The following is an 18,944-nucleotide window of genomic DNA, read 5'->3' as shown; positions in this document are numbered from 1 at the left end:
GACGCCAAATTCTGTCTAATCAGAATTTGGCGTTCTTCCAAAGGAGGAGGCAAGAGAGATGGGAGATAAGGCAAACCATGTGCTTGCTGCTGACTATGGTGCCGGAAGCGGCCGGGTGGTCAGGGGAAGTTTTGACGGTGAAATGCTCTCATTACAGGAAGTACACCGATTTAGTAATGATCCCGTTCAGCTTGCGGACGGATTGTATTGGGATTTCCTAAGACTATTCCATGAACTGAAACAGGGCATTGTAAAAGGCACTCAGGGATTAACCCACCCGGTTCGTTCTATTGCCGTGGATACCTGGGGCGTTGATTATGGCTTGGTGGATGGTGCAGGAAGATTATATGGAAACCCACGTCATTACCGGGAATCCCGTAATGCCGATTGGATGAAAGAGACGCTGCGCATGGTTAATGAAGAAGATCTGTATACCATGTCCGGCGTTCTGCCTCAGCAGATTAATACGGTATTCCAATTGGTTGGAAGCTTACGGGGAAACGCTGAATTACGACCAGATATGAGGATGTTATTCATGCCGGATCTGTTTCACTTTTATCTCTCGGGGCAGCAGGCCTGTGAATATACCATTGCCAGCACGAGCGGACTATTGCATGCCGGAGAGGACCGCTGGAATGATTCATTGTTTGGCCGCCTCGGTCTACCTGAAACACTTTTCCCACCCATTGTTCGGCCAGGCACTGTGTTGGGACGGTTAACAGATGATCTGTGTGCGGAGTTAAGGATCGAACCCATGCAAGTCATATCTGTAGGCTCGCATGATACTGCATCAGCACTTGCAGCCATTCCTGCGTCAGATTCGAATTTTGCCTTTATCAGTTGTGGAACATGGTCACTAATGGGCATGGAACGCGAATCCCCAGTATTGGATGAACGCAGCCGAAGACTGGGATTCACCAATGAAGGAACGGTCAGTGGCAAGACAAGAATATTGAAGAATCGGTCTGGTCTCTGGCTCTTGCAGGAGTGCAAAAGGCAATGGGAACGGGAAAACCATATTTTTAGCCATCAGGAACTGGTTCATCTCGCAGCATCGGCTCCAGCGCTACAAAGCTTTATCCTGCCGGGAGACGCGATATATTTAACGCCTGGTGATATGCCCGGACGAATACGTCAGCAGTGCAGTGCCACCATGCAGGTTACTCCCGAAACAATCGGAGCGATTGTACGCTGCATTTTGGAAAGCCTGGCGCTGGAATTTAGGCAGACGCTGGATGAACTAGAACTTGTCACGGGGAGCCGCCCAAGCGTCATTCATATGGTAGGCGGAGGTGTTCAGAATCGTTTACTATGTCAGTTTACAGCGAATGCCACCGGTATTCCTGTCATAGCAGGGCCAGTGGAGGCAACTGCCGCCGGGAATTGCATGCTGCAATTCCTGGCCCATGGCGAAGTAAGCAGTTTGTCTGAGGTCCGGGAGATTGCCGCCGCTTCCTTCACCTTTGAAACCTATGAGCCAGAGGATAGCCTGCCATGGCAGGAAGCCTATGAAATCTATCAAAAACTGAATGGGCGCTTAACGAAGGGATTGAAATAAAAAGAAGTTAAGGGAGTGGAGAAACACATGTCTGAACAGCTGGTAAGAGAAGAACTGACCAAATATGCCCGCAGATCGGTAGCGCAGGGTCTCGTAGTTGGACCTGGAGGCAATCTGAGTGCCCGTTCGAAAGGGACGATGCTGCTCTCTCCAAGTGGTTATGCACTTGAGGATATTGAACCGGAGGAATGGATTGCGGTTGATATCGAGACAGGTGAGACGCGGGCCGGATCAACACGTCCTTCCTCAGAAGTGTTAATGCATCTCTACAGCTATCGAGTAAATCCCGATATTCAAGCGATTGTTCATACGCATCCTGCATATACGATCGCTCTGAGTCTCGTGTACGATGAACTGCCTCACCTTTTTCCGGATCAGTCAGCACTTGTAGGGGACGTCGGTTTTATTCCTTACGTTCTTCCCACGACCAAACTGCTGGCCGATGCAGTCGCTGCTAAGGTGGAATCACATTCGGCCCTCATTCTCGTCAATCATGGATTGGTTACGACAGGAAAAAATTTGCGTGAAGCTTATTATCGAACTCAAGTGGTGGAGGAAAGTGCGAAAGTGTACATGATAGCCAAGGCAGCTGGAGAACCAAGAGTTCTTACGGTTGAACAATATAAGGAGATCCAATCTCTAGAGAGTGAAGCGTATCGTGTTCAATTGTTACAACAACTCAAGTCATAATACCAACATTAGTCATTACTCGTTGTGTTTCGTCGTAATTCGACATCAAGGGTAAGAAGTTGCAACTTTTTCCGACACCTATTGCATATCCTGAAAAACCGAGTATAATACTTGGTAAATAGACGAAAAGGGGATGCAATAAACGATGAAAACACATGCTGAATTAAACTCACTTCTTGTTGACGATTATCTGGATCTCCTGAACATAGCGACACAGTTAGGTGACGATGAGTGGAAAAACTCCATTCTTCAAGGACTAAAAGAAGAGGTGGATGCTAATCGTCACTTGGATTCCAAAGAAGTACGCCAGGATCTCTGGACCCAGTTTGAAGGAATTAATGAACAGATGCATGATCTCTTAATGCAGCTCAAACATGCAGATTCCGCGGAAGAGAAAGAGCAAATTGCTGAAATGCTCTGGGGGTTGAAAGTGGACCGTAATGCCATTACCCGCAAACTTGAAACCATAAGCCGTGCCAGTGCCGGTCAACAGTAAGCAGATATCAGTCATTATTATATAAAAGCCCGCTGTGTGCCCCTTCGTACTTATAGGGGTGGACAGCGGGCTTTACTATTTTTATTTCATGATTAAAACTGTTTCGCTACGGTACGAGCCTGTTCAATTGCATCCTGTTTAATCTGATCCGCACGTTCTCTGAATTGGTTGTGACCTTCAACGAAGATTCCCTCCAGCTTGGGTACACCAAGGAAAGACATAATGATGCTCAAATAACGATGCCCTGATTCCGTTTGTGCTGCAGGACCTTCTGAATAAATGCCACCACGAGCCTGAATATGAAGTGCCTTTTTATTCGTCAAAAGTCCGATCGGACCTTGCTCTGTATAGCGGAACGTTTTGCCAGCCACACATATGGAGTCAATGTACGCTTTCATGATTGGAGGAAACGAGAAATTCCACATCGGAGTAACAAAAACATATTTGTCAGCAGATGCAAACTGATCCGATAGCTCATTCAGACGGCTGACTTTGGATTGCTCCTCCGCAGTGAGTTCACTTCCTGATTGAAGTTTTCCCCAACCACTGAACACATCGGCATCAATATGCGGGATGTTGGAGCGATACAGATCAAGATGGACAACCTCATCCGATGGATTGCTTTCCCGGTATGCATCTATAAAAGCTTGACCTGTAGCCATACTGAAAGAGGTCTCATGATCATGTGGATGGGCAGTAATATACAGTAGGGTTGGCATGCAATACTTCCTCTCAGTCATGTATTTTGGTGAATTCATAATTACTCAAACGATAAAGTGACCGCTGTAGTATGCACCCTAAAATACTTTTTATGCTTGGATTCCTTTTATGCTTGGATTTCGGAAATCTCCTCTTATGTCATTAGCTACAGAAGGAATAGTGACCTGGTACTTCATGATGTATAATAAACTGGACTAGCAGCGAATTAAAATATGTAAGCAATATGGAACAAGGATTTCAAACGATACCATGGATGAGTGAGATGATTGCAAATGGGAATGGATCTGGAGAAACAACGATTAAGCATTGAAGCAGCCAAATTGTATTATCAGTCGGATTACAGCCAGCAGGATATTGCCGTCAGGCTGGGCGTGTCTCGTCCAACCGTATCCCGGTTGCTCCAGTATGCCAAGGACCGAGGGTATGTCCGTATTGAAATTATGGACCCGCTGGAGGACATTGATATCATTGCCGGAGATCTCAAAGCCAAATATAATCTGGATACCGCGCTCGTCTGTTTTGCACCATTGAAGAGTGATGAAGAAATTCAGAAGCATATCAGCAAAAGAGCTGCGGACTATCTGCAGGACACCGTACAGGATGCAGATATTATTGGAGTGACATGGGGAACAACGATGTACGCGGTGGCCAAACAACTTCGGGCTAAACAGGTTAAAGGTGTTGAAGTCGTTCAGTTAAAGGGAGGCGTCAGTCATTCGCACGTGAACACGTATGCAGCGGAGATCGTGCATTTGTTCGCGGAAGCGTTTCACACTGTTCCTCGGTACCTGCCCCTGCCTGTTATTTTTGACAATATTGAAGTCAAGAAAATGGTGGAAGCCGACCGGCACATCGGTCGAATTGTAGAGCTTGGCAGGCAAGCCAACATTGCTCTGTTTACCGTGGGTACGGTTAAGGAGGACGCACTCCTGTTCAAGCTGGGTTATTTCAACGAAGAGGAACAGCAATTGCTGATGAATTCGGGTGCAGGTGATATCTGTTCACGTTTCTTTGATGCTGAGGGTCAATTGATTAGTGAGGAAATCAACAGCAGAACGGTAGGGATTGATCTGGCCGAATTACGGAACAAAGAGAAATCGATCCTTGTTGCCGGTGGTCAACGCAAAATCGAAGCCATCCATGCAGCGCTTAAAGGGCACTATGCTAATATTCTGGTAACAGACCAGTACACAGCGCAGGCTTTGCTTCGATTTTAAATCTGAGGATGACAACATCTGCCACGGAAGAATGGTGGATGTTTTGCTTTTTTAGGGCAGAAGCTATAAGCGTTGTTTCGTTCAATACAGAGAGTGAACAAAGGTTCATATTGATTTTTACATATGTTCATGTTAGTGTAAGGCTATAAATAAACAGTTCAGATAAGGGAGAGATTCAATTGACTACAGCTCAATTAGCCAAAATGATCGATCATACCTTGCTTCGTGCGGATGCAACGCAAAGCGAAATTAACAAATTAACAGAAGAAGCGAAACAGTACCAATTTGCTTCCGTATGCGTAAACCCGGGCTGGGTTTCCTATGCAGCAGGACAGCTTCAAGGCAGTGGCGTGGATATCTGTACAGTGATCGGCTTCCCTCTGGGAGCTTCTACTTCCGAGACCAAAGCGTTCGAAACGACAGATGCAATCGCTAAAGGTGCTACAGAAGTGGACATGGTGATCAACATCAGCGCGTTAAAAGATGGAAAAGATGACGATGTGGAGCAGGATATTCGTGCTGTTGTTGAAGCTGCAGCGGGTAAAGCATTGGTAAAAGTCATCATCGAAACGTGTCTGCTTACAGATGAAGAGAAAGTACGTGCATGCCAGGCAGCCGTTAAAGCTGGAGCCGATTTTGTCAAAACGTCCACAGGTTTCTCTACAGGTGGGGCAACACCAGAAGATATCGCTCTGATGCGTCGCACGGTTGGACCAGATATGGGTGTAAAAGCATCGGGCGGGGTACGCAGCCTGGAAGACATGCAAAAAATGATTGAAGCAGGAGCAACTCGTATTGGTGCAAGCTCCGGCGTGAAGATCATGCAAGGCGGACAATCTACATCCTCCTACTAAGAACCAGGTCGTTGACCTGTTCTCTAGAATCCGGTATATACACCGATGATGGGGAACAGGTTTCCAACCTTTATAAAATGAATTATTTGTAAGCGCTTAATAAACTTTCTGAAAGTTTAATTTTATTGTATGGCCTTTGAGCTGAATTCAACATCTGGCTAAACTACCTTCAAAGGAGAGATCAAATGAAATTTCTAATTGCCATACTTGGTTTACTTGTTGTTTTTGGACTGGCTTATATTGCAAGTAACGGCAAGAAGCAAATTCGCTACCGGCCGCTGGTCGTCATGATTGTTTTACAGATTATATTGGCGTATGCCTTGCTGAACACTGGGATTGGTACGTTTTTGATTGGTGGATTCTCCACGATATTTGAAAACTTGCTTGATTACGCAAACGAAGGGATCGCTTTTGTATTTGGTGGTCTCACGACCATTGAAGCAGAAGGCGGCGGGGTACCGTTTTTCCTGAACGTGCTGATGCCGATTGTCGTCATCTCTGCCCTGATTGGTATATTGCAGTATATCCGAATCTTACCTTTTGTTATAAAATATATTGGTCTGGTATTAAGCAAAGTCAACGGAATGGGCAAACTGGAATCATATAACGCGGTTGCTTCCGCCATTCTGGGGCAATCTGAAGTGTTCATCTCCGTAAAAAAACAAATCGGTTTGCTGCCGAAGCATCGGCTGTACACACTATGTGCCTCAGCCATGTCCACGGTATCGATGTCCATTGTCGGTGCCTATATGTCCATGATTGATCCGAAATATGTGGTCACAGCGCTTGTGCTGAACCTGTTTGGCGGTTTTATCATCGCTTCCATCGTGAATCCTTATAAGGTAACCGAGGAAGAAGATATATTGGAAGTGCAGGAAGAGGAAAAACAATCGTTCTTCGAGATGCTGGGTGAGTATATTCTAGACGGATTCAAAGTGGCGATCGTTGTTGCAGCAATGCTCATCGGTTTCGTTGCCCTGATTGCGCTCATTAACGGCATATTTAGTGCTGTTCTTGGCATTTCGTTCCAGGAACTGCTTGGTTATGTGTTTGCACCCTTTGCGTTTATTATGGGCGTTCCCTGGAAAGAAGCGATTCAGGCGGGAAGTATTATGGCAACCAAAATGGTGTCGAACGAATTCGTCGCCATGCTGGATCTGACCAAACAAACCGCACTGTCTGCCCGTACGACAGGCATCGTGTCGGTCTTCCTCGTATCGTTCGCCAATTTCTCCTCCATCGGTATCATTGCCGGTGCGGTCAAGGGACTTCATGAGAAACAGGGCAATGTGGTGGCCCGCTTCGGTCTGAAGCTGCTTTACGGTGCATCGCTTGTCAGCGTGCTGTCTGCGATCATCGCCGGACTGTTCTTGTAAACCGGATAATTGGAAGGAGTGCATAAGTTATGTCAACATTCAAAAGAGTACATCTGATCGTTATGGATTCTGTAGGTATCGGTGAAGCGCCGGATGCGGCAGAATTCGATGACTTCGATGTGGATACGTTTGGTCACATTGCACGTGAACGCGGAGGTCTGAACATGCCGAATATGGCAAGTCTCGGACTGTCCAACATTAAAGAAATCGAGGGTATTCCTGTCGCGGATGCACCCAAAGCGTATTATACCAAAATGCAGGAAGCGTCCCGGGGCAAAGACACCATGACAGGCCATTGGGAGATCATGGGACTCTATATTGATACCCCGTTTCGTGTATTCGAGAATGGCTTCCCGGATGAGCTGATTCAGCGCATCGAAGAGGAAACTGGGCGTAAAGTCATCGGGAACAAACCCGCAAGCGGTACGGAAATCATTGATGAGCTTGGTGAAGAGCATGTGAAAACAGGAGCGCTCATCATCTATACATCTGCTGATTCGGTTCTGCAGATTGCAGCACATGAAGATGTGGTGCCATTGAAAGAGCTGTACGAAATTTGTGAATTCTGCCGGGAGATCACGCTCGATGATCCATACATGCTGGGTCGTATCATTGCTCGTCCGTTCGTTGGTGAAGTCGGTAACTTCAAACGTACGGCGAATCGTCACGACTATGCGCTTAAACCATTCGGGCGTACGGTGATGAACGAGCTTAAGGACGGGGGATTCGATGTCATTGCCCTTGGTAAAATCGCAGACATCTATGATGGTGAAGGGGTGACCAAGTCTGTCCGTACAGTGTCCAACATGGATGGTATGGACAAATTGTCCGAGACAATGGATGAAGAATTCACGGGGCTTAGCTTCCTGAACCTGGTAGACTTCGACGCATTGTTCGGTCATCGCCGTGATCCACAAGGATATGCTCAAGCACTTGAGGATTATGATGCACGTCTGCCTGAGATTTTTGGGAAAATGACAAACGATGATCTGCTGATCATTACGGCTGACCATGGTAACGACCCAACGTATCGTGGCACGGACCATACACGAGAGTATGTACCACTGCTAGTGTATTCCCCACGCTTTACTGAAGGTAAGCAGCTTGAACTGCGCAGTACATTTGCAGATCTTGGTGCTACGGTAGCTGATAATTTCGGTGTTCAATTGCCGGAGTATGGTACAAGCTTCCTGAAAGATTTGAAATAAATACCTTTGTTCAAGCTGAAATCAGATAATATCGGATTGTTAAATAAGATGTGCAGGTCACCGGAGCAGCTTCGGCTGCCCGGGATCTGGCATTACTATATTAATGGATAAACTGGAGGAGATTTAGACCATGAGTACACATATTGGAGCCAAACCCGGAGATATTGCAGAAACGATCCTTTTGCCAGGAGATCCATTGCGCGCTAAATTTATTGCGGATACGTATTTGGAAGATGTCGTTTGTTATAACGAAGTTCGCGGAATGCTAGGCTTTACCGGTACATATCAAGGACATCGCATTTCGGTGCAGGGATCAGGAATGGGGATTCCTTCTTTCGCCATCTATGCCAATGAGCTGATCAGCGAATATGGCGTCAAAAACCTCATTCGTGTTGGTACATGTGGAGGTATGCAGGAGCATGTGCGTGTTCGTGATGTCATTTTGGCTCAAGCATCCTGTACGGATTCCAGCATGAACAAGCTTGTGTTTGGCGGGTATGATTTCTCTCCAATCGCAACGTTCTCTTTGCTGAAAGAAGCGTATGACCGCGCGACAGCAAAAGGTTTGAAAATCCATGTGGGTAACGTATTCAGTTCCGATTCATTCTACCGTGATGACCGCTCCGTTACCGAAAAATTGATGCAGCACGGCGTATTGGGCGTGGAAATGGAAACGACAGCACTATACACAATCGCAGCGAAGTTTGGCGTTAATGCATTGACCATCCTGACAGTAAGTGACCACTTGCTAACGGGCGAAGAAACCTCTGCTGAAGAGCGTCAAAAAACATTCAACGACATGATGGTCGTTGCACTGGAAACAGCAATCATGCTGTAATTGTTGCATTTTATATTCAATAATCATTTAATTCTAATCGAAACTTTTGTTTTTAAGCACGGAGTGAAGGAACCGGAATCGATTGTGAAGAAGCGAAGCGTTCGCCTTTGTCTCCGAGTTTTCCCATTGCAAAATGGATCAAAAAAACTTGGAGACAACAGCGATCGGAAGAATGATCCGGGGCCGGAACGGACTTTGCACAAGTGTTCCATACAATCACTTACACGAGGAGAGATCATCATGAGAATGGTAGACATTATTGCCAAAAAACGTGACGGAAAAGAACTGACAACAGCTGAAATTGATTTTGTTGTTCAAGGGTATACACAAGGAGAAATTCCGGATTATCAAGTCAGCGCTTGGGCGATGGCCGTTTTCTTCAAGGATATGACGGACAAGGAACGTGCGGATCTAACGATGTCGATGGTCAACTCGGGTGAAACGATCGATCTATCCGCCATTGAAGGCATCAAAGTAGACAAGCACTCCACCGGAGGCGTTGGTGATACAACGACATTGGTACTGGCACCGCTTGTTGCTGCCCTGGATGTTCCTGTAGCGAAAATGTCCGGACGCGGCCTGGGTCACACAGGCGGAACGACAGACAAACTGGAGTCTGTTGCCGGTTTCCATGTCGAGCTGGAGAAGGAAGAATTTATTAGACTCGTAAATGAACATAAGGTAGCGGTTATCGGTCAGAGTGGTAACCTTACACCAGCCGACAAGAAGCTCTATGCGCTCCGTGACGTTACAGCAACAGTAAACTCCATACCGCTCATCGCCAGCTCCATCATGAGCAAGAAAATTGCTGCAGGCGCTGATGCCATCGTACTGGATGTAAAAACAGGTGCGGGTGCATTCATGAAAACGACGGAAGATGCAAAAGAACTGGCACATGCCATGGTCAGCATTGGTAACAATGTAGGGCGCAAAACGATGGCTGTCATCTCCGACATGTCTCAGCCACTGGGCCTTGCGATCGGTAACGCGCTTGAAGTGAAAGAAGCTATTTTGACGCTGCAAGGTAAAGGACCGAAAGATCTGGAAGAACTATGTCTTGCGCTTGGACGTCAAATGGTATTCCTTGCTGGCAAAGCAGACTCCTTGGAGCAAGCAGAAGAGAAATTGAAAGAAGTGATCCAGAACGGGAAGGCACTGGAGAAATTCAAGCATTTCCTGGCCAACCAAGGTGGCGATGCGTCTGTAGTTGACCATCCGGATCGACTGCCACAGGCAAAATATCTGATTGAAGTTGAAGCTGACCAGGACGGTTATGTGGCTGGAATCGTAGCGGACGAGATTGGTACTGCTGCGATGCTGCTTGGCGCAGGTCGTGCTACCAAAGAATCCGAGATTGATCTTGCTGTAGGCTTGATGTTGAACAAAAAAGTTGGCGACAAGGTCAAAGCTGGTGAATCGCTAGTAACCATTCATGCCAATCGTGAGGATGTGGCAGACGTGATCGCGAAGATCAAAGAGAATATTACCATCGCTGATCAAGCCGATGCTCCTGTTCTCGTTCATGATATTGTAACAGAATAATCAATCAGCTGCCCCGAGTACAATACGTTTTTGGACTCGAATTGAAAAACCCGAAGCCGCGGATTCATGGCTTCGGGTTTTTCTCGTTCAATGTATACGAGCCTGGATTGGAGTCTTAAACCTAGGTTTAAAACCATTCCTCTCATTTTGCCTGCAGCTTATCATAGGCCATTACGGAATCTGCGTTTGTATAGATATAAGGCGTGGATGGCTCGGAAACAGCAGTTATTTTCGCTGCCCTGATCTCAATGGTATCCTTGCCATTCACCTGGGCAGAACCGATGCTGCCATCAATCTGTACCCAGCTGTCGGTAGGGAAGCTGTCGGCTTCGGGGATGTGGATCATTACGCCAAATGGCGCTGCATCTGCTGGACAGCACATGACGAGGAACCGCCCAAGCGCAAAGTGTGATTCATGATCCATGCTTTCATCCCGATAGACAAAGCCAGTAAGGGAGATAGGCTTGCCTGCAAATTGTCGTTGAAACATGTCAATCGTTCCAAGCGTTTCGGAAAAAATCTCAGGATAAACCTGGATGACTGGTTCTGCATACAATTTTTCCGCTAGCTTAGCAAATTCACGGCTGTATTCATCTGGAGGAATGAATTGGACCTTACCAGATGACCCAGATGCAGCAGTTGGTGAATTTTGGGCAAAATCTTGAATGTTCAGGCTGGCAGCTTCCTCTGGTGCAGGTTCTTTACGCCGGATTTCGGGAGGAGCATAAGATAGCGACATGCCTTTCTGACTGGCCATGGAACTGCCGAGTGCCTGATCGGGTAAGAAAAAGCCGAGCAGCAGGGGAACCATGATTAAGCCGTAGGTCACTGAGCTTCGAAGCCCTCCAGACGGAGGTGGATGTTCACAATCGCAATGGACCTGGGCCTGACCCAAAAGTCCATGCGAAGCCATAATGACCGCGATGAACAATAGTGGTATGGGGCAGCATAACAACAAACGCTGCATCGTAGGTGCCAGATAATAATGTAAAGAATCATTCTCCTTCAAATGGAAGATATATATGGCAAGACCACCAATCCATACCGCACGGATTAATGAATGCCACTGGATGGAGTGCCTCTTTGGAGTGTGACTGTGGGTGTGAAAGGATGCAGGATGAATCATCTAATCACCTCTTTTCAATTTATAATGAAGTGAGCATATACGCTATACCAGAAGGTTAACAAGCCAAGATCCAGCAAAGACAAGAACAATAATGGCTAAGCTTAACCCAATGACAAACCTAGTACGGAAAGTGGACAGCAGCATCAGTGTACTCTTGAAATCAAGCATGGGACCAAGAACAAGAAATGAAATGAGCGGACCGAGAGCGAAGGTATGCGAGAACGCAGAAGCTACAAATGCATCGGAAGTGGAGCAAAGAGATAATACATAAGCAAATCCCATCATAAACACATAGGAGGCAACCGGGCCGTTTCCAAGCGCGATCAGGTCACTTCGACTAATAAACGTCTGAATGCAGGCTGTAATCAATGCACCAATGACCAAATACTTACTCATATCCACAAATTCATCTCCGGCATGAATAAAGAAGCTGCGCCAGTTTTTCTCATGGTTATGGTCGTGGTCTCCATTCTTAGGTGAGTGTGCCATTTTAAATCCGGAGTGAGTCTTGACTTCTGTCACGGAAGTCTTGACTTTGCGCAGAGGATTCTGCCGCACAAACAAATATACCAACAAGCCTATCGAAGCTGCGACGGCAAAAGCCAGTCCCATGCGGGTAATCGTGATTTCGGGATGAGATGGAAAAGCGAGCAATGTTGCGGTAAACACGATCGGATTGACTACAGGACCGCTAAGAATAAAAGTAACTGCAATGTATGCAGGCATGCCTTTGTGCATCAAACGGCGAACAACCGGTATCATGCCACATTCGCAGATAGGAAATATGATTCCAAGTAAGCCAGCCACCAATACTCCACCAACGGGGTTCTTTGGTGTAAGCTTGCGTACCATTTCTTCCGACACGAACCACTGCATGAGTGAAGAGAGCAGTACACCGATGAGTAGAAAAGGGGCAGCTTCGAGGAAAATGCCAATGAATACGGTTTTCATATTTTGCAAAGCTTCGCTGTTCCACGCCTGATTCAGATCAGAGGACATCGTGATGAGCACGGGAACAAGAAAGGCGCAAGGCACCAGGATAGACAAGAGCTTCAGATTGGCTGCAAGCTTCATACAACAGACCTCCACAACCGGACTTTTAGTAATCTATATGCTTGTACCTTTAGCAACATACGCAGTTTGGTCTTTTAATCATAAATATTACGATTTATTCGTCAGTATTGAATCGAGAAGTTGACAAGCGAAAGTCAAGTCAAGTATAGTGTTGATTGTTAATCGTAATCATTACGATTAACAATCAACCAAAAAACATATGGGTTCTTCCTTTTTATTAAAGAACCTTGGAGTGGAGGAGTAGACATGTCTGAAAAACAAGAGAATCGCCGGGTACCGGTAACCGTATTAAGCGGATATCTGGACGCAGGCAAAACAACCTTATTGAATCACGTGCTACATAATCGGGAAGGTATGAGAGTCGCGGTAATCGTAAACGACCTGAGTGAAGTAAACATTGATGCCGGGTTAATTCGAGATGGAGGCGGATTATCGCGTATTGACGAGAAACTCGTGGAGATGTCCAACGGCTGTATCTGCTGCACGCTTCGGGAAGATCTCCTGAAAGAAGTGGAACGTCTCGCTCTGGATGGTTCTTTTGACTATATCTTGATTGAATCGACGGGTATTGGAGAACCTGTTCCCGTTGCACAGACGTTTACATATATCGATGAAGAACTCGGAATTGATTTAACGAAGTTCACCCGACTCGATACCATGGTAACTGTTGTGGATGCGGCGCAGTTCTGGCGGGACTTTTATTCAAAAGAAACATTAATGGATCGGGGACAGGAGGCAGGAGAGGGCGATGTCCGGGGAATCGTGCATCTATTGACCGATCAGGTTGAATTCTGTGATGTGCTGATTCTCAACAAGTGTGATCTCGTCTCTGAGGAGGAATTGCTGAAGCTGGAAAAAGCTCTGCATGCGATGCAACCCGAAGCTAAGCTGATTCGAACGTCTCACGGGCAGATTGATCCGAAGGAGATATTGAACACGGGAAGGTTTGATTTTGAAAAAGCCAGTCAGTCTGCAGGCTGGATCCGTGAATTGATGAAGGAAGAACACACCCCGGAAACGGAAGAGTATGGCATTCACTCGTTTGTGTACCATCGGAAACGTCCATTTCATCCGGAACGATTGCTGCGCTGGATTGCGAAGTGGCCGGAGAGTATTGTCAGATCTAAGGGTTTGATGTGGCTGGCTACACGGAACCATATGGCCATCTCTTTCAGTCACGCAGGCACCTCCAAACAACTTGGACCAGCTGGCTTATGGGTAGGTGCCATGAGCGAAGAGGAACGGCAGATGCATTTTGGAGATACGTTACCAGCCATTCCGGATTGGGATGATACATGGGGAGACCGGGTAACGAAATTGGTATTTATCGGAATTGATATGGACCGCGCTGAGATTGAGAGAACATTGGACGATACATTGCTTACCGAAGAAGAAATGCAGCTTAACTGGCGTGAATTGAAAGATCCCTTCCCATCATGGGGTTGACAAAAGAAAAAGGATGGGATAGTATCATTAAACAGTAATAATTACGATTAAATATAAGGAGGTCACAACCATGAGAGTCATTGTAACTTTAGCATGTACAGAGTGCGGGGATCGCAACTACACCACGACAAAGAACAAACGTAACCACCCGGAGCGTCTTGAAATGAAAAAATATTCACCACGATTGAAGAAAATGACGATTCACCGGGAAACGAGATAAATTTTTTTTGTCATTTTTAAATCGTAATACTTACGAAAAGAGGACCTACCATGATTCTATCTTCCATGCGCGACGTGGTTTTTGGATATGGCAAAGAACCCGTCATTGATCAATTATCGCTGGATATTCATGTGGGCGAGTTTGTAGGCATTACTGGACCCAATGGTTCGGCGAAGACAACCATGCTGAAATTGCTGCTGGGGCTGTTACAGCCCTGGAGCGGCACGGTACATATGAATATTCAGAACAACCGTGGTAACAAACTGGAGATCGGGTATGTACCACAGCAGGTGGCATCATTCAACAGCGGGTTTCCCAGTACAGTCATTGAACTGGTGCGATCCGGATGTTACCGCAAGCTTGGTCTATTCCGAAAATTCTCACCCGAACAGGAAGCCGTAGTCGAACGCAGTCTTCGGGAAGTCGGCATGTGGGAATATCGCAATACACGTGTAGGCGCTCTGTCGGGTGGACAGAAGCAGCGCATCTGTATTGCCAGAGCTATGGCAGGACAGCCTCAAGTTCTAGTTCTGGATGAGCCGACAACAGGCATGGACCGCCGCAGCCGGGAAGGCTTCTATGATCTGATGCGACACTATGCAGATGTACATGGGTTGACCATTATTATGGTGACACATGGCCTTGAAGAGATGGGCAACCGGTTGGACCGGACGATCACCCTGGAGCGTCAAGAAAGTGAGGAATGGCAGTGTTTGAGTACGAATTCATGCAGCGAGCCTTTTGGGCAGGCGGACTAATTGGCATTATTGCTCCGATTCTTGGCGTCTACCTGATGCTTCGGAGGCAGGTGCTGATGGCCGATACGCTGTCTCATGTTTCTCTGGCGGGAGTGGCCCTTGGTTCGGTCATGAATCTCAACCCGGTCATCTGCGGGTTTGCGATCGCTGTCATTGGTGCATTATTGGTCGAACAATTGCGGAGAAGCTATCGTACGTATAGCGAAGTGCCAGTGGCAATTATCATGACCTCTGGCCTGGCACTGGCCGTGGTGCTCATGAGTCTGAAAACAAACTTGTCCAAAACCTTCAGTTCCTATCTGTTCGGTTCCATCGTTGCAGTCAGCAATGTTCAGTTATGGATGATGGCAGCTGTATGTGTCATTGGTTTGTTATTTTTCATTGTACTACGGAGACCGTTATATAATTTGACGTTTGACGAAGAGACAGCCTCTATTGGAGGCGTTCAGGTAAAAGGGTTATCGTTTGCTTTCGCCGTACTGACAGGACTGACGGTTGCTTCGGCTATGCCGATCGTTGGCGTACTGCTTGTATCCGCATTGATTGTGCTGCCAGCCGCGCTGGCACTTCGAATCTCTCGCAGCTTCGCTGCTGCATTGGTCATTGCCGTCATTACCGGGTTAATCGGCATTTTTGGCGGATTGACAACATCTTACCATTTAAATACACCGCCAGGTGGAACGATCGCACTCATTTTGCTGGCCTTTCTATTGACTGGAATATCAGCTCAAAAGCTGATTCAACTATACAATCGTAAACGGCATCGCAAGGAAGTAAAACAGCAAGGCGCAAGGATATTAATACAATCAAGGGAGAATACACCACATGAAATTCAGTAAAAAATCAGCAATGGGACTGCTGTTCAGTCTCACACTTATTGTAGCAGGTTGCGGACAAACCAAACCCGCATCCGATTCGGATGCAGCTTCAACAAGTACTCCGGCAGGAACTGAGAAAAAATTGAACGTACAGGTTAGCTTTTATCCGATGTATGAGTTCACCAAAAATGTAGCAGGAGATCTGGCTGATGTACATACACTCGTTCCTGCTGGTATGGAGCCTCATGACTGGGAGCCAACACCTCAGGATATAGCAAGCATCGAGAAAGCAGATGTACTTGTCTATAATGGTGCTGGGATGGAATCATGGATTGATCAAGTTAAGGATAGTTTGAGGAATGACAAGCTGGTACAAGTTGAAGCAAGCCAAGGCATTGATCTGCTTGAAGGCGTAGAAGATGGCCATCATCATGGGGAGTCTAGTGCAGATGAGCACGACCACGATCATGCAGATGAAGCAACTACAGAAGAACATGATCACGAGCATGGGGAAGAAGCTGCTGCAGAAGAGCATGACCATGACCATGCAGATGAAGCGACGACAGAAGAACATGACCATGAACATGATGCAGACACCGAAGAAGGGCATTCACATGATCATGGCGGGCTTGATCCGCACGTTTGGTTATCACCTGTTCTGGCTGTTCAGGAAGTGCGAAACATCGAAGCCGGGCTGGCACAAGCTGCACCGGAACATGCTGAGCAATTCAAGCAAAATGCGGATGCGTACATCGCCAAGCTGGAGACACTTGACCAAGATTTTAAAGCGGCTGTATCCGACAGCAAACGGAAAGATTTCGTTACCCAGCATGCAGCGTTCGGCTATCTTGCACAGCAGTATGGTCTGCAGCAAGTACCTATCGCCGGGTTGTCTCCCGAGCAAGAGCCATCTGCAGCACAGATGGCATCTGTCATCGATTTTGCCAAGGAACATCAGGTCAAAACGATTTTCTTCGAAACACTGGTATCTTCCAAAGTTTCCGAGACTATTGCCAGTGAAGTGGGTGCCAAAACAGCCGTATTGAATCCCATTGAAGGATTAACCGAAGAGGAAATTGCTGCGGGTCTGGACTACATTGGCGTAATGGAGCAGAATCTGGAGGCCCTTAAACTGGCTTTGAATGAATAATTAAAACCCATTTGATACCAGTCATCGAAAAAGGTACAATGGTACAACATGCTGAGGAATGGCTGTGCCATTCCTTTGCCTTTTGCCAAGCAGAGAGCACAGCGATGTGCTCTTTTCTTGTGTAAGACGATCGGAAGACCAATCGGATAGGGGTGAAAAAGCTTATGGGTCTAAGTGAAGAACAGGAAGTATTGTTAAGTCAGCAGCCGCCTCATCTATGGAGAAGACGCAAGCAAGAGCTGCTGCACTGGACGGAACGCGATAAATATACCGTGTCTGCGAAAAGAACGGTGTTGTGGAACGGTGTAGAAATTGATGCAGAGCTGCTCGAAGCCTTATCCTCACTTCAGCAAGCTGGTGTTGGGACAGAGTTTTCATGTGCCGGAGTAAGTCCGCTAGATGAGCCGGTAGACCATTCGTTATATGCTTATGTTACACTAGTGCAAAGTGAAACCGCCGATCAATTCGTCCAATATGCACTGAAGCATATGCGAAATCGTCTGCTCGTTACGCTCGAGGTCGAGAAGGGACGTTATGATTTGTCTTCTTTCTTCATTGGACACAATCGCAGCTTCTGCTGGTGGATGGAATATTGCGCAGCCCACTTCACAAGGAGAAACGCGAAGAGGGTTGATACGTAGTATAACGATGGGCATGTTTAGTCGGTGAGAAGGAGGGAACACGGAATTGAATAAATGGCTCAAAACCATATTATTTTTGGTGGCTTCAGTTTTTCTAACACGTTTTATTCCGTTTTCTTCGTTGTTCCGGAACCTGGACACAATGATACATGAATTCGGCCATGCATTAATGACCCTGCTGTTATCCGGAAAAGTACTACGAATCGAATTATACGCGGATCACAGCGGCGTTACCTACTCATCCATGTTAACACCAGGCAGATCCATTTTGGTGTCATTGGCAGGGTATGTCACAGCTTCTCTCTTTGCATGGTTGTTATTCTATCTATACCGCAAAGGGCTGCATATGTGGGGGCTGGGTATCATGACCGCTGTAGCACTGGTTTCCCTTTTGTTATACGTAAGAGGAGAATTTGGCATGTTGTGGCTCACAGGCTTCATTGCGCTGAATGTCGTGATTATGATCTTCGGCGCCAAAATCGTGAAGTACTACTATCTGTTACTTGCTTTCTTGACGTTGGAAGAGTCTGTGGTTAGTGCCATGTACGTCGGTTTAATGTCCTGGACACAGCCTTCACGGGCAGGTGATGCAGCAAATCTGGCTCAGCAGACGTTCCTTCCAGCCCTGTTCTGGGGTACACTCTTTGCATTGTTTGCATTGTGGTGTGCAAAGGGGGCACTGAGTCTGTTTTTTCGCAAAGAAGCCACATCTCGTAGCCCACGATCACGTGCTGTACGTTCGCGAAACGCTTAGATGCATTTAGAAAAGGCACTTCCTTTTGGGATAAAGGAGGTGCCTTTCTGCGTCACATGTAATTTTGTATATCTTAATCCCCAAGATTATCCCATAGGACATAGAAATAATAAATCTCTTCCATTATCGCCTGATCATCTTCAGCAGCAACGCCTCCCCTGATTCGAGCAAGAGTACCCAGAATATCATAAATGGTCTCACGTTCCACACTAAACTGAATACGATTGACGATGCGATCCCAGGCTTGCATTGCATATTCAACTTGAGACTTGGCCTCAGTCCACTGTTTCTTCTCCACTTGCTTTTCCAAGGTTTGTACGGATTCGAGCAAGCGGTCCTGTGTACCAAATGGTTTTTTGAGAAATGACCCTGTGGCCATGATAGCTACAAACAGAACAAGCAAAAATATGGGCAGTACATACAGCAACCAGAAACGTGTTTTCATTCAACCGCCTCCA

Annotated in this window: 20 protein-coding genes; 16 read left to right on the top strand and 4 right to left on the bottom strand. The window is 46.6% G+C overall.

Features of this window, described 5'->3' with window-relative positions; all coding sequences use genetic code 11:
• Positions 1 to 58: 58 nt before the first annotated feature.
• From MH144_RS04125 to MH144_RS04115, 3 genes are all read left to right on the top strand, one after another.
• Positions 59 to 1,558 carry a rhamnulokinase gene (locus tag MH144_RS04125; RefSeq protein WP_239297788.1) on the top strand — a complete coding sequence of 500 codons (1,500 nt, stop codon included), beginning with the start codon at positions 59 to 61 and terminating at the stop codon, positions 1,556 to 1,558.
• Positions 1,559 to 1,585: 27 nt separating this feature from the next.
• Positions 1,586 to 2,248: a class II aldolase/adducin family protein gene (locus MH144_RS04120; RefSeq protein ID WP_239297787.1), complete on the top strand. Its 663-nt coding sequence runs from the start codon at positions 1,586 to 1,588 to the stop codon at positions 2,246 to 2,248.
• A gap of 145 nt (positions 2,249 to 2,393) precedes the next feature.
• Positions 2,394 to 2,744, top strand: coding sequence for a hypothetical protein (locus MH144_RS04115; RefSeq protein ID WP_239297786.1), 351 nt, complete (start codon positions 2,394 to 2,396; stop codon positions 2,742 to 2,744).
• A gap of 92 nt (positions 2,745 to 2,836) precedes the next feature.
• Here MH144_RS04115 and MH144_RS04110 read toward each other — a convergent pair whose 3' ends face one another.
• Positions 2,837 to 3,463 carry an FMN-dependent NADH-azoreductase gene (locus tag MH144_RS04110; RefSeq protein ID WP_239297785.1) on the bottom strand — a complete coding sequence of 209 codons (627 nt, stop codon included), beginning with the start codon at positions 3,461 to 3,463 and terminating at the stop codon, positions 2,837 to 2,839.
• Positions 3,464 to 3,742: 279 nt separating this feature from the next.
• Here MH144_RS04110 and MH144_RS04105 point away from each other — a divergent pair, with 279 nt between their 5' ends.
• The 6 genes from MH144_RS04105 to MH144_RS04080 all read left to right on the top strand — a co-directional run bounded on the left by MH144_RS04105 (position 3,743) and on the right by MH144_RS04080 (position 10,499).
• Positions 3,743 to 4,681, top strand: coding sequence for a sugar-binding transcriptional regulator (locus MH144_RS04105; protein ID WP_239299256.1), 939 nt, complete (start codon positions 3,743 to 3,745; stop codon positions 4,679 to 4,681).
• A 203-nt stretch (positions 4,682 to 4,884) separates the two neighbouring features.
• Positions 4,885 to 5,535: a deoxyribose-phosphate aldolase gene (deoC, locus tag MH144_RS04100; RefSeq protein WP_239299255.1), complete on the top strand. Its 651-nt coding sequence runs from the start codon at positions 4,885 to 4,887 to the stop codon at positions 5,533 to 5,535.
• A 185-nt stretch (positions 5,536 to 5,720) separates the two neighbouring features.
• Positions 5,721 to 6,911 (top strand): NupC/NupG family nucleoside CNT transporter, encoded by a 1,191-nt coding sequence (locus MH144_RS04095; RefSeq protein ID WP_239297784.1) that lies wholly within the window; start codon positions 5,721 to 5,723, stop codon positions 6,909 to 6,911.
• A gap of 29 nt (positions 6,912 to 6,940) precedes the next feature.
• Entirely contained in the window at positions 6,941 to 8,119 is a 1,179-nt protein-coding gene (gene deoB / locus MH144_RS04090) for a phosphopentomutase (RefSeq protein ID WP_239297783.1), read from the top strand.
• A gap of 130 nt (positions 8,120 to 8,249) precedes the next feature.
• Positions 8,250 to 8,957: a purine-nucleoside phosphorylase gene (deoD, locus tag MH144_RS04085; protein ID WP_239297782.1), complete on the top strand. Its 708-nt coding sequence runs from the start codon at positions 8,250 to 8,252 to the stop codon at positions 8,955 to 8,957.
• 240 nt (positions 8,958 to 9,197) lie between these two features.
• Positions 9,198 to 10,499, top strand: coding sequence for a pyrimidine-nucleoside phosphorylase (locus MH144_RS04080; RefSeq protein WP_239297781.1), 1,302 nt, complete (start codon positions 9,198 to 9,200; stop codon positions 10,497 to 10,499).
• 142 nt (positions 10,500 to 10,641) lie between these two features.
• Here the strand turns inward: MH144_RS04080 and MH144_RS04075 are convergent, their stop codons facing one another.
• Positions 10,642 to 11,625, bottom strand: a complete 984-nt coding sequence (locus tag MH144_RS04075; protein WP_239297780.1) for a TIGR03943 family putative permease subunit — start codon at positions 11,623 to 11,625, stop codon at positions 10,642 to 10,644.
• Positions 11,626 to 11,667: 42 nt separating this feature from the next.
• On the bottom strand, positions 11,668 to 12,699 hold the full coding sequence (locus MH144_RS04070; protein ID WP_239297779.1) for a permease: 1,032 nt from the start codon (positions 12,697 to 12,699) through the stop codon (positions 11,668 to 11,670).
• Positions 12,700 to 12,945: 246 nt separating this feature from the next.
• Here MH144_RS04070 and MH144_RS04065 point away from each other — a divergent pair, with 246 nt between their 5' ends.
• From MH144_RS04065 to MH144_RS04035, 7 genes are all read left to right on the top strand, one after another.
• Positions 12,946 to 14,145, top strand: coding sequence for a GTP-binding protein (locus MH144_RS04065; protein ID WP_239297778.1), 1,200 nt, complete (start codon positions 12,946 to 12,948; stop codon positions 14,143 to 14,145).
• Between the two features lie 70 nt (positions 14,146 to 14,215).
• Positions 14,216 to 14,365: a 50S ribosomal protein L33 gene (gene rpmG / locus MH144_RS04060; RefSeq protein ID WP_036613813.1), complete on the top strand. Its 150-nt coding sequence runs from the start codon at positions 14,216 to 14,218 to the stop codon at positions 14,363 to 14,365.
• 50 nt (positions 14,366 to 14,415) lie between these two features.
• Entirely contained in the window at positions 14,416 to 15,123 is a 708-nt protein-coding gene (locus MH144_RS04055; RefSeq protein WP_239297777.1) for a metal ABC transporter ATP-binding protein, read from the top strand.
• Positions 15,069 to 15,962, top strand: coding sequence for a metal ABC transporter permease (locus MH144_RS04050; protein WP_239297776.1), 894 nt, complete (start codon positions 15,069 to 15,071; stop codon positions 15,960 to 15,962). Before MH144_RS04055 ends, MH144_RS04050 begins: the two co-directional genes overlap by 55 nt.
• On the top strand, positions 15,949 to 17,091 hold the full coding sequence (locus MH144_RS04045) for a metal ABC transporter substrate-binding protein (protein ID WP_239297775.1): 1,143 nt from the start codon (positions 15,949 to 15,951) through the stop codon (positions 17,089 to 17,091). The genes MH144_RS04050 and MH144_RS04045 overlap by 14 nt, the downstream gene beginning before the upstream one ends.
• A 152-nt stretch (positions 17,092 to 17,243) precedes the next feature.
• On the top strand, positions 17,244 to 17,732 hold the full coding sequence (locus MH144_RS04040) for a hypothetical protein (RefSeq protein ID WP_343226011.1): 489 nt from the start codon (positions 17,244 to 17,246) through the stop codon (positions 17,730 to 17,732).
• Positions 17,733 to 17,778: 46 nt separating this feature from the next.
• Positions 17,779 to 18,486, top strand: a complete 708-nt coding sequence (locus MH144_RS04035; RefSeq protein ID WP_239297774.1) for a M50 family metallopeptidase — start codon at positions 17,779 to 17,781, stop codon at positions 18,484 to 18,486.
• A 73-nt stretch (positions 18,487 to 18,559) separates the two neighbouring features.
• On the opposite strand, the gene MH144_RS04030 is transcribed toward MH144_RS04035, so the two are convergent.
• The gene (locus tag MH144_RS04030; RefSeq protein ID WP_239297773.1) at positions 18,560 to 18,931 is read right to left on the bottom strand and encodes a DUF4363 family protein; all 372 of its coding nucleotides are present in this window, start codon (positions 18,929 to 18,931) and stop codon (positions 18,560 to 18,562) included.
• Between the last annotated feature and the right edge of the window lie 13 nt (positions 18,932 to 18,944).

This window comes from Paenibacillus sp. ACRRY (assembly GCF_022346995.1).
Taxonomy (GTDB): Bacteria; Bacillota; Bacilli; order Paenibacillales; family Paenibacillaceae; genus Paenibacillus.
Note: the sequence above shows the minus strand (reverse complement) of the source record. Positions and strands in the feature narration are given on the sequence as shown.

Excerpts from the sequence above, each read along its gene's own strand:
- MH144_RS04125 (WP_239297788.1), top strand. The coding sequence starts at position 59 with ATGGGAGATAAGGCAAACCATGTGCTTGCTGCTGACTATGGTGCCGGA.
- MH144_RS04120 (WP_239297787.1), top strand. The coding sequence starts at position 1,586 with ATGTCTGAACAGCTGGTAAGAGAAGAACTGACCAAATATGCCCGCAGA.
- MH144_RS04115 (WP_239297786.1), top strand. The coding sequence starts at position 2,394 with ATGAAAACACATGCTGAATTAAACTCACTTCTTGTTGACGATTATCTG.
- MH144_RS04110 (WP_239297785.1), bottom strand. The coding sequence starts at position 3,463 with ATGCCAACCCTACTGTATATTACTGCCCATCCACATGATCATGAGACC.
- MH144_RS04105 (WP_239299256.1), top strand. The coding sequence starts at position 3,743 with ATGGATCTGGAGAAACAACGATTAAGCATTGAAGCAGCCAAATTGTAT.
- deoC (WP_239299255.1), top strand. The coding sequence starts at position 4,885 with ATGATCGATCATACCTTGCTTCGTGCGGATGCAACGCAAAGCGAAATT.
- MH144_RS04095 (WP_239297784.1), top strand. The coding sequence starts at position 5,721 with ATGAAATTTCTAATTGCCATACTTGGTTTACTTGTTGTTTTTGGACTG.
- deoB (WP_239297783.1), top strand. The coding sequence starts at position 6,941 with ATGTCAACATTCAAAAGAGTACATCTGATCGTTATGGATTCTGTAGGT.
- deoD (WP_239297782.1), top strand. The coding sequence starts at position 8,250 with ATGAGTACACATATTGGAGCCAAACCCGGAGATATTGCAGAAACGATC.
- MH144_RS04080 (WP_239297781.1), top strand. The coding sequence starts at position 9,198 with ATGAGAATGGTAGACATTATTGCCAAAAAACGTGACGGAAAAGAACTG.
- MH144_RS04075 (WP_239297780.1), bottom strand. The coding sequence starts at position 11,625 with ATGATTCATCCTGCATCCTTTCACACCCACAGTCACACTCCAAAGAGG.
- MH144_RS04070 (WP_239297779.1), bottom strand. The coding sequence starts at position 12,699 with ATGAAGCTTGCAGCCAATCTGAAGCTCTTGTCTATCCTGGTGCCTTGC.
- MH144_RS04065 (WP_239297778.1), top strand. The coding sequence starts at position 12,946 with ATGTCTGAAAAACAAGAGAATCGCCGGGTACCGGTAACCGTATTAAGC.
- rpmG (WP_036613813.1), top strand. The coding sequence starts at position 14,216 with ATGAGAGTCATTGTAACTTTAGCATGTACAGAGTGCGGGGATCGCAAC.
- MH144_RS04055 (WP_239297777.1), top strand. The coding sequence starts at position 14,416 with ATGATTCTATCTTCCATGCGCGACGTGGTTTTTGGATATGGCAAAGAA.
- MH144_RS04050 (WP_239297776.1), top strand. The coding sequence starts at position 15,069 with ATGGCAGTGTTTGAGTACGAATTCATGCAGCGAGCCTTTTGGGCAGGC.
- MH144_RS04045 (WP_239297775.1), top strand. The coding sequence starts at position 15,949 with ATGAAATTCAGTAAAAAATCAGCAATGGGACTGCTGTTCAGTCTCACA.
- MH144_RS04030 (WP_239297773.1), bottom strand. The coding sequence starts at position 18,931 with ATGAAAACACGTTTCTGGTTGCTGTATGTACTGCCCATATTTTTGCTT.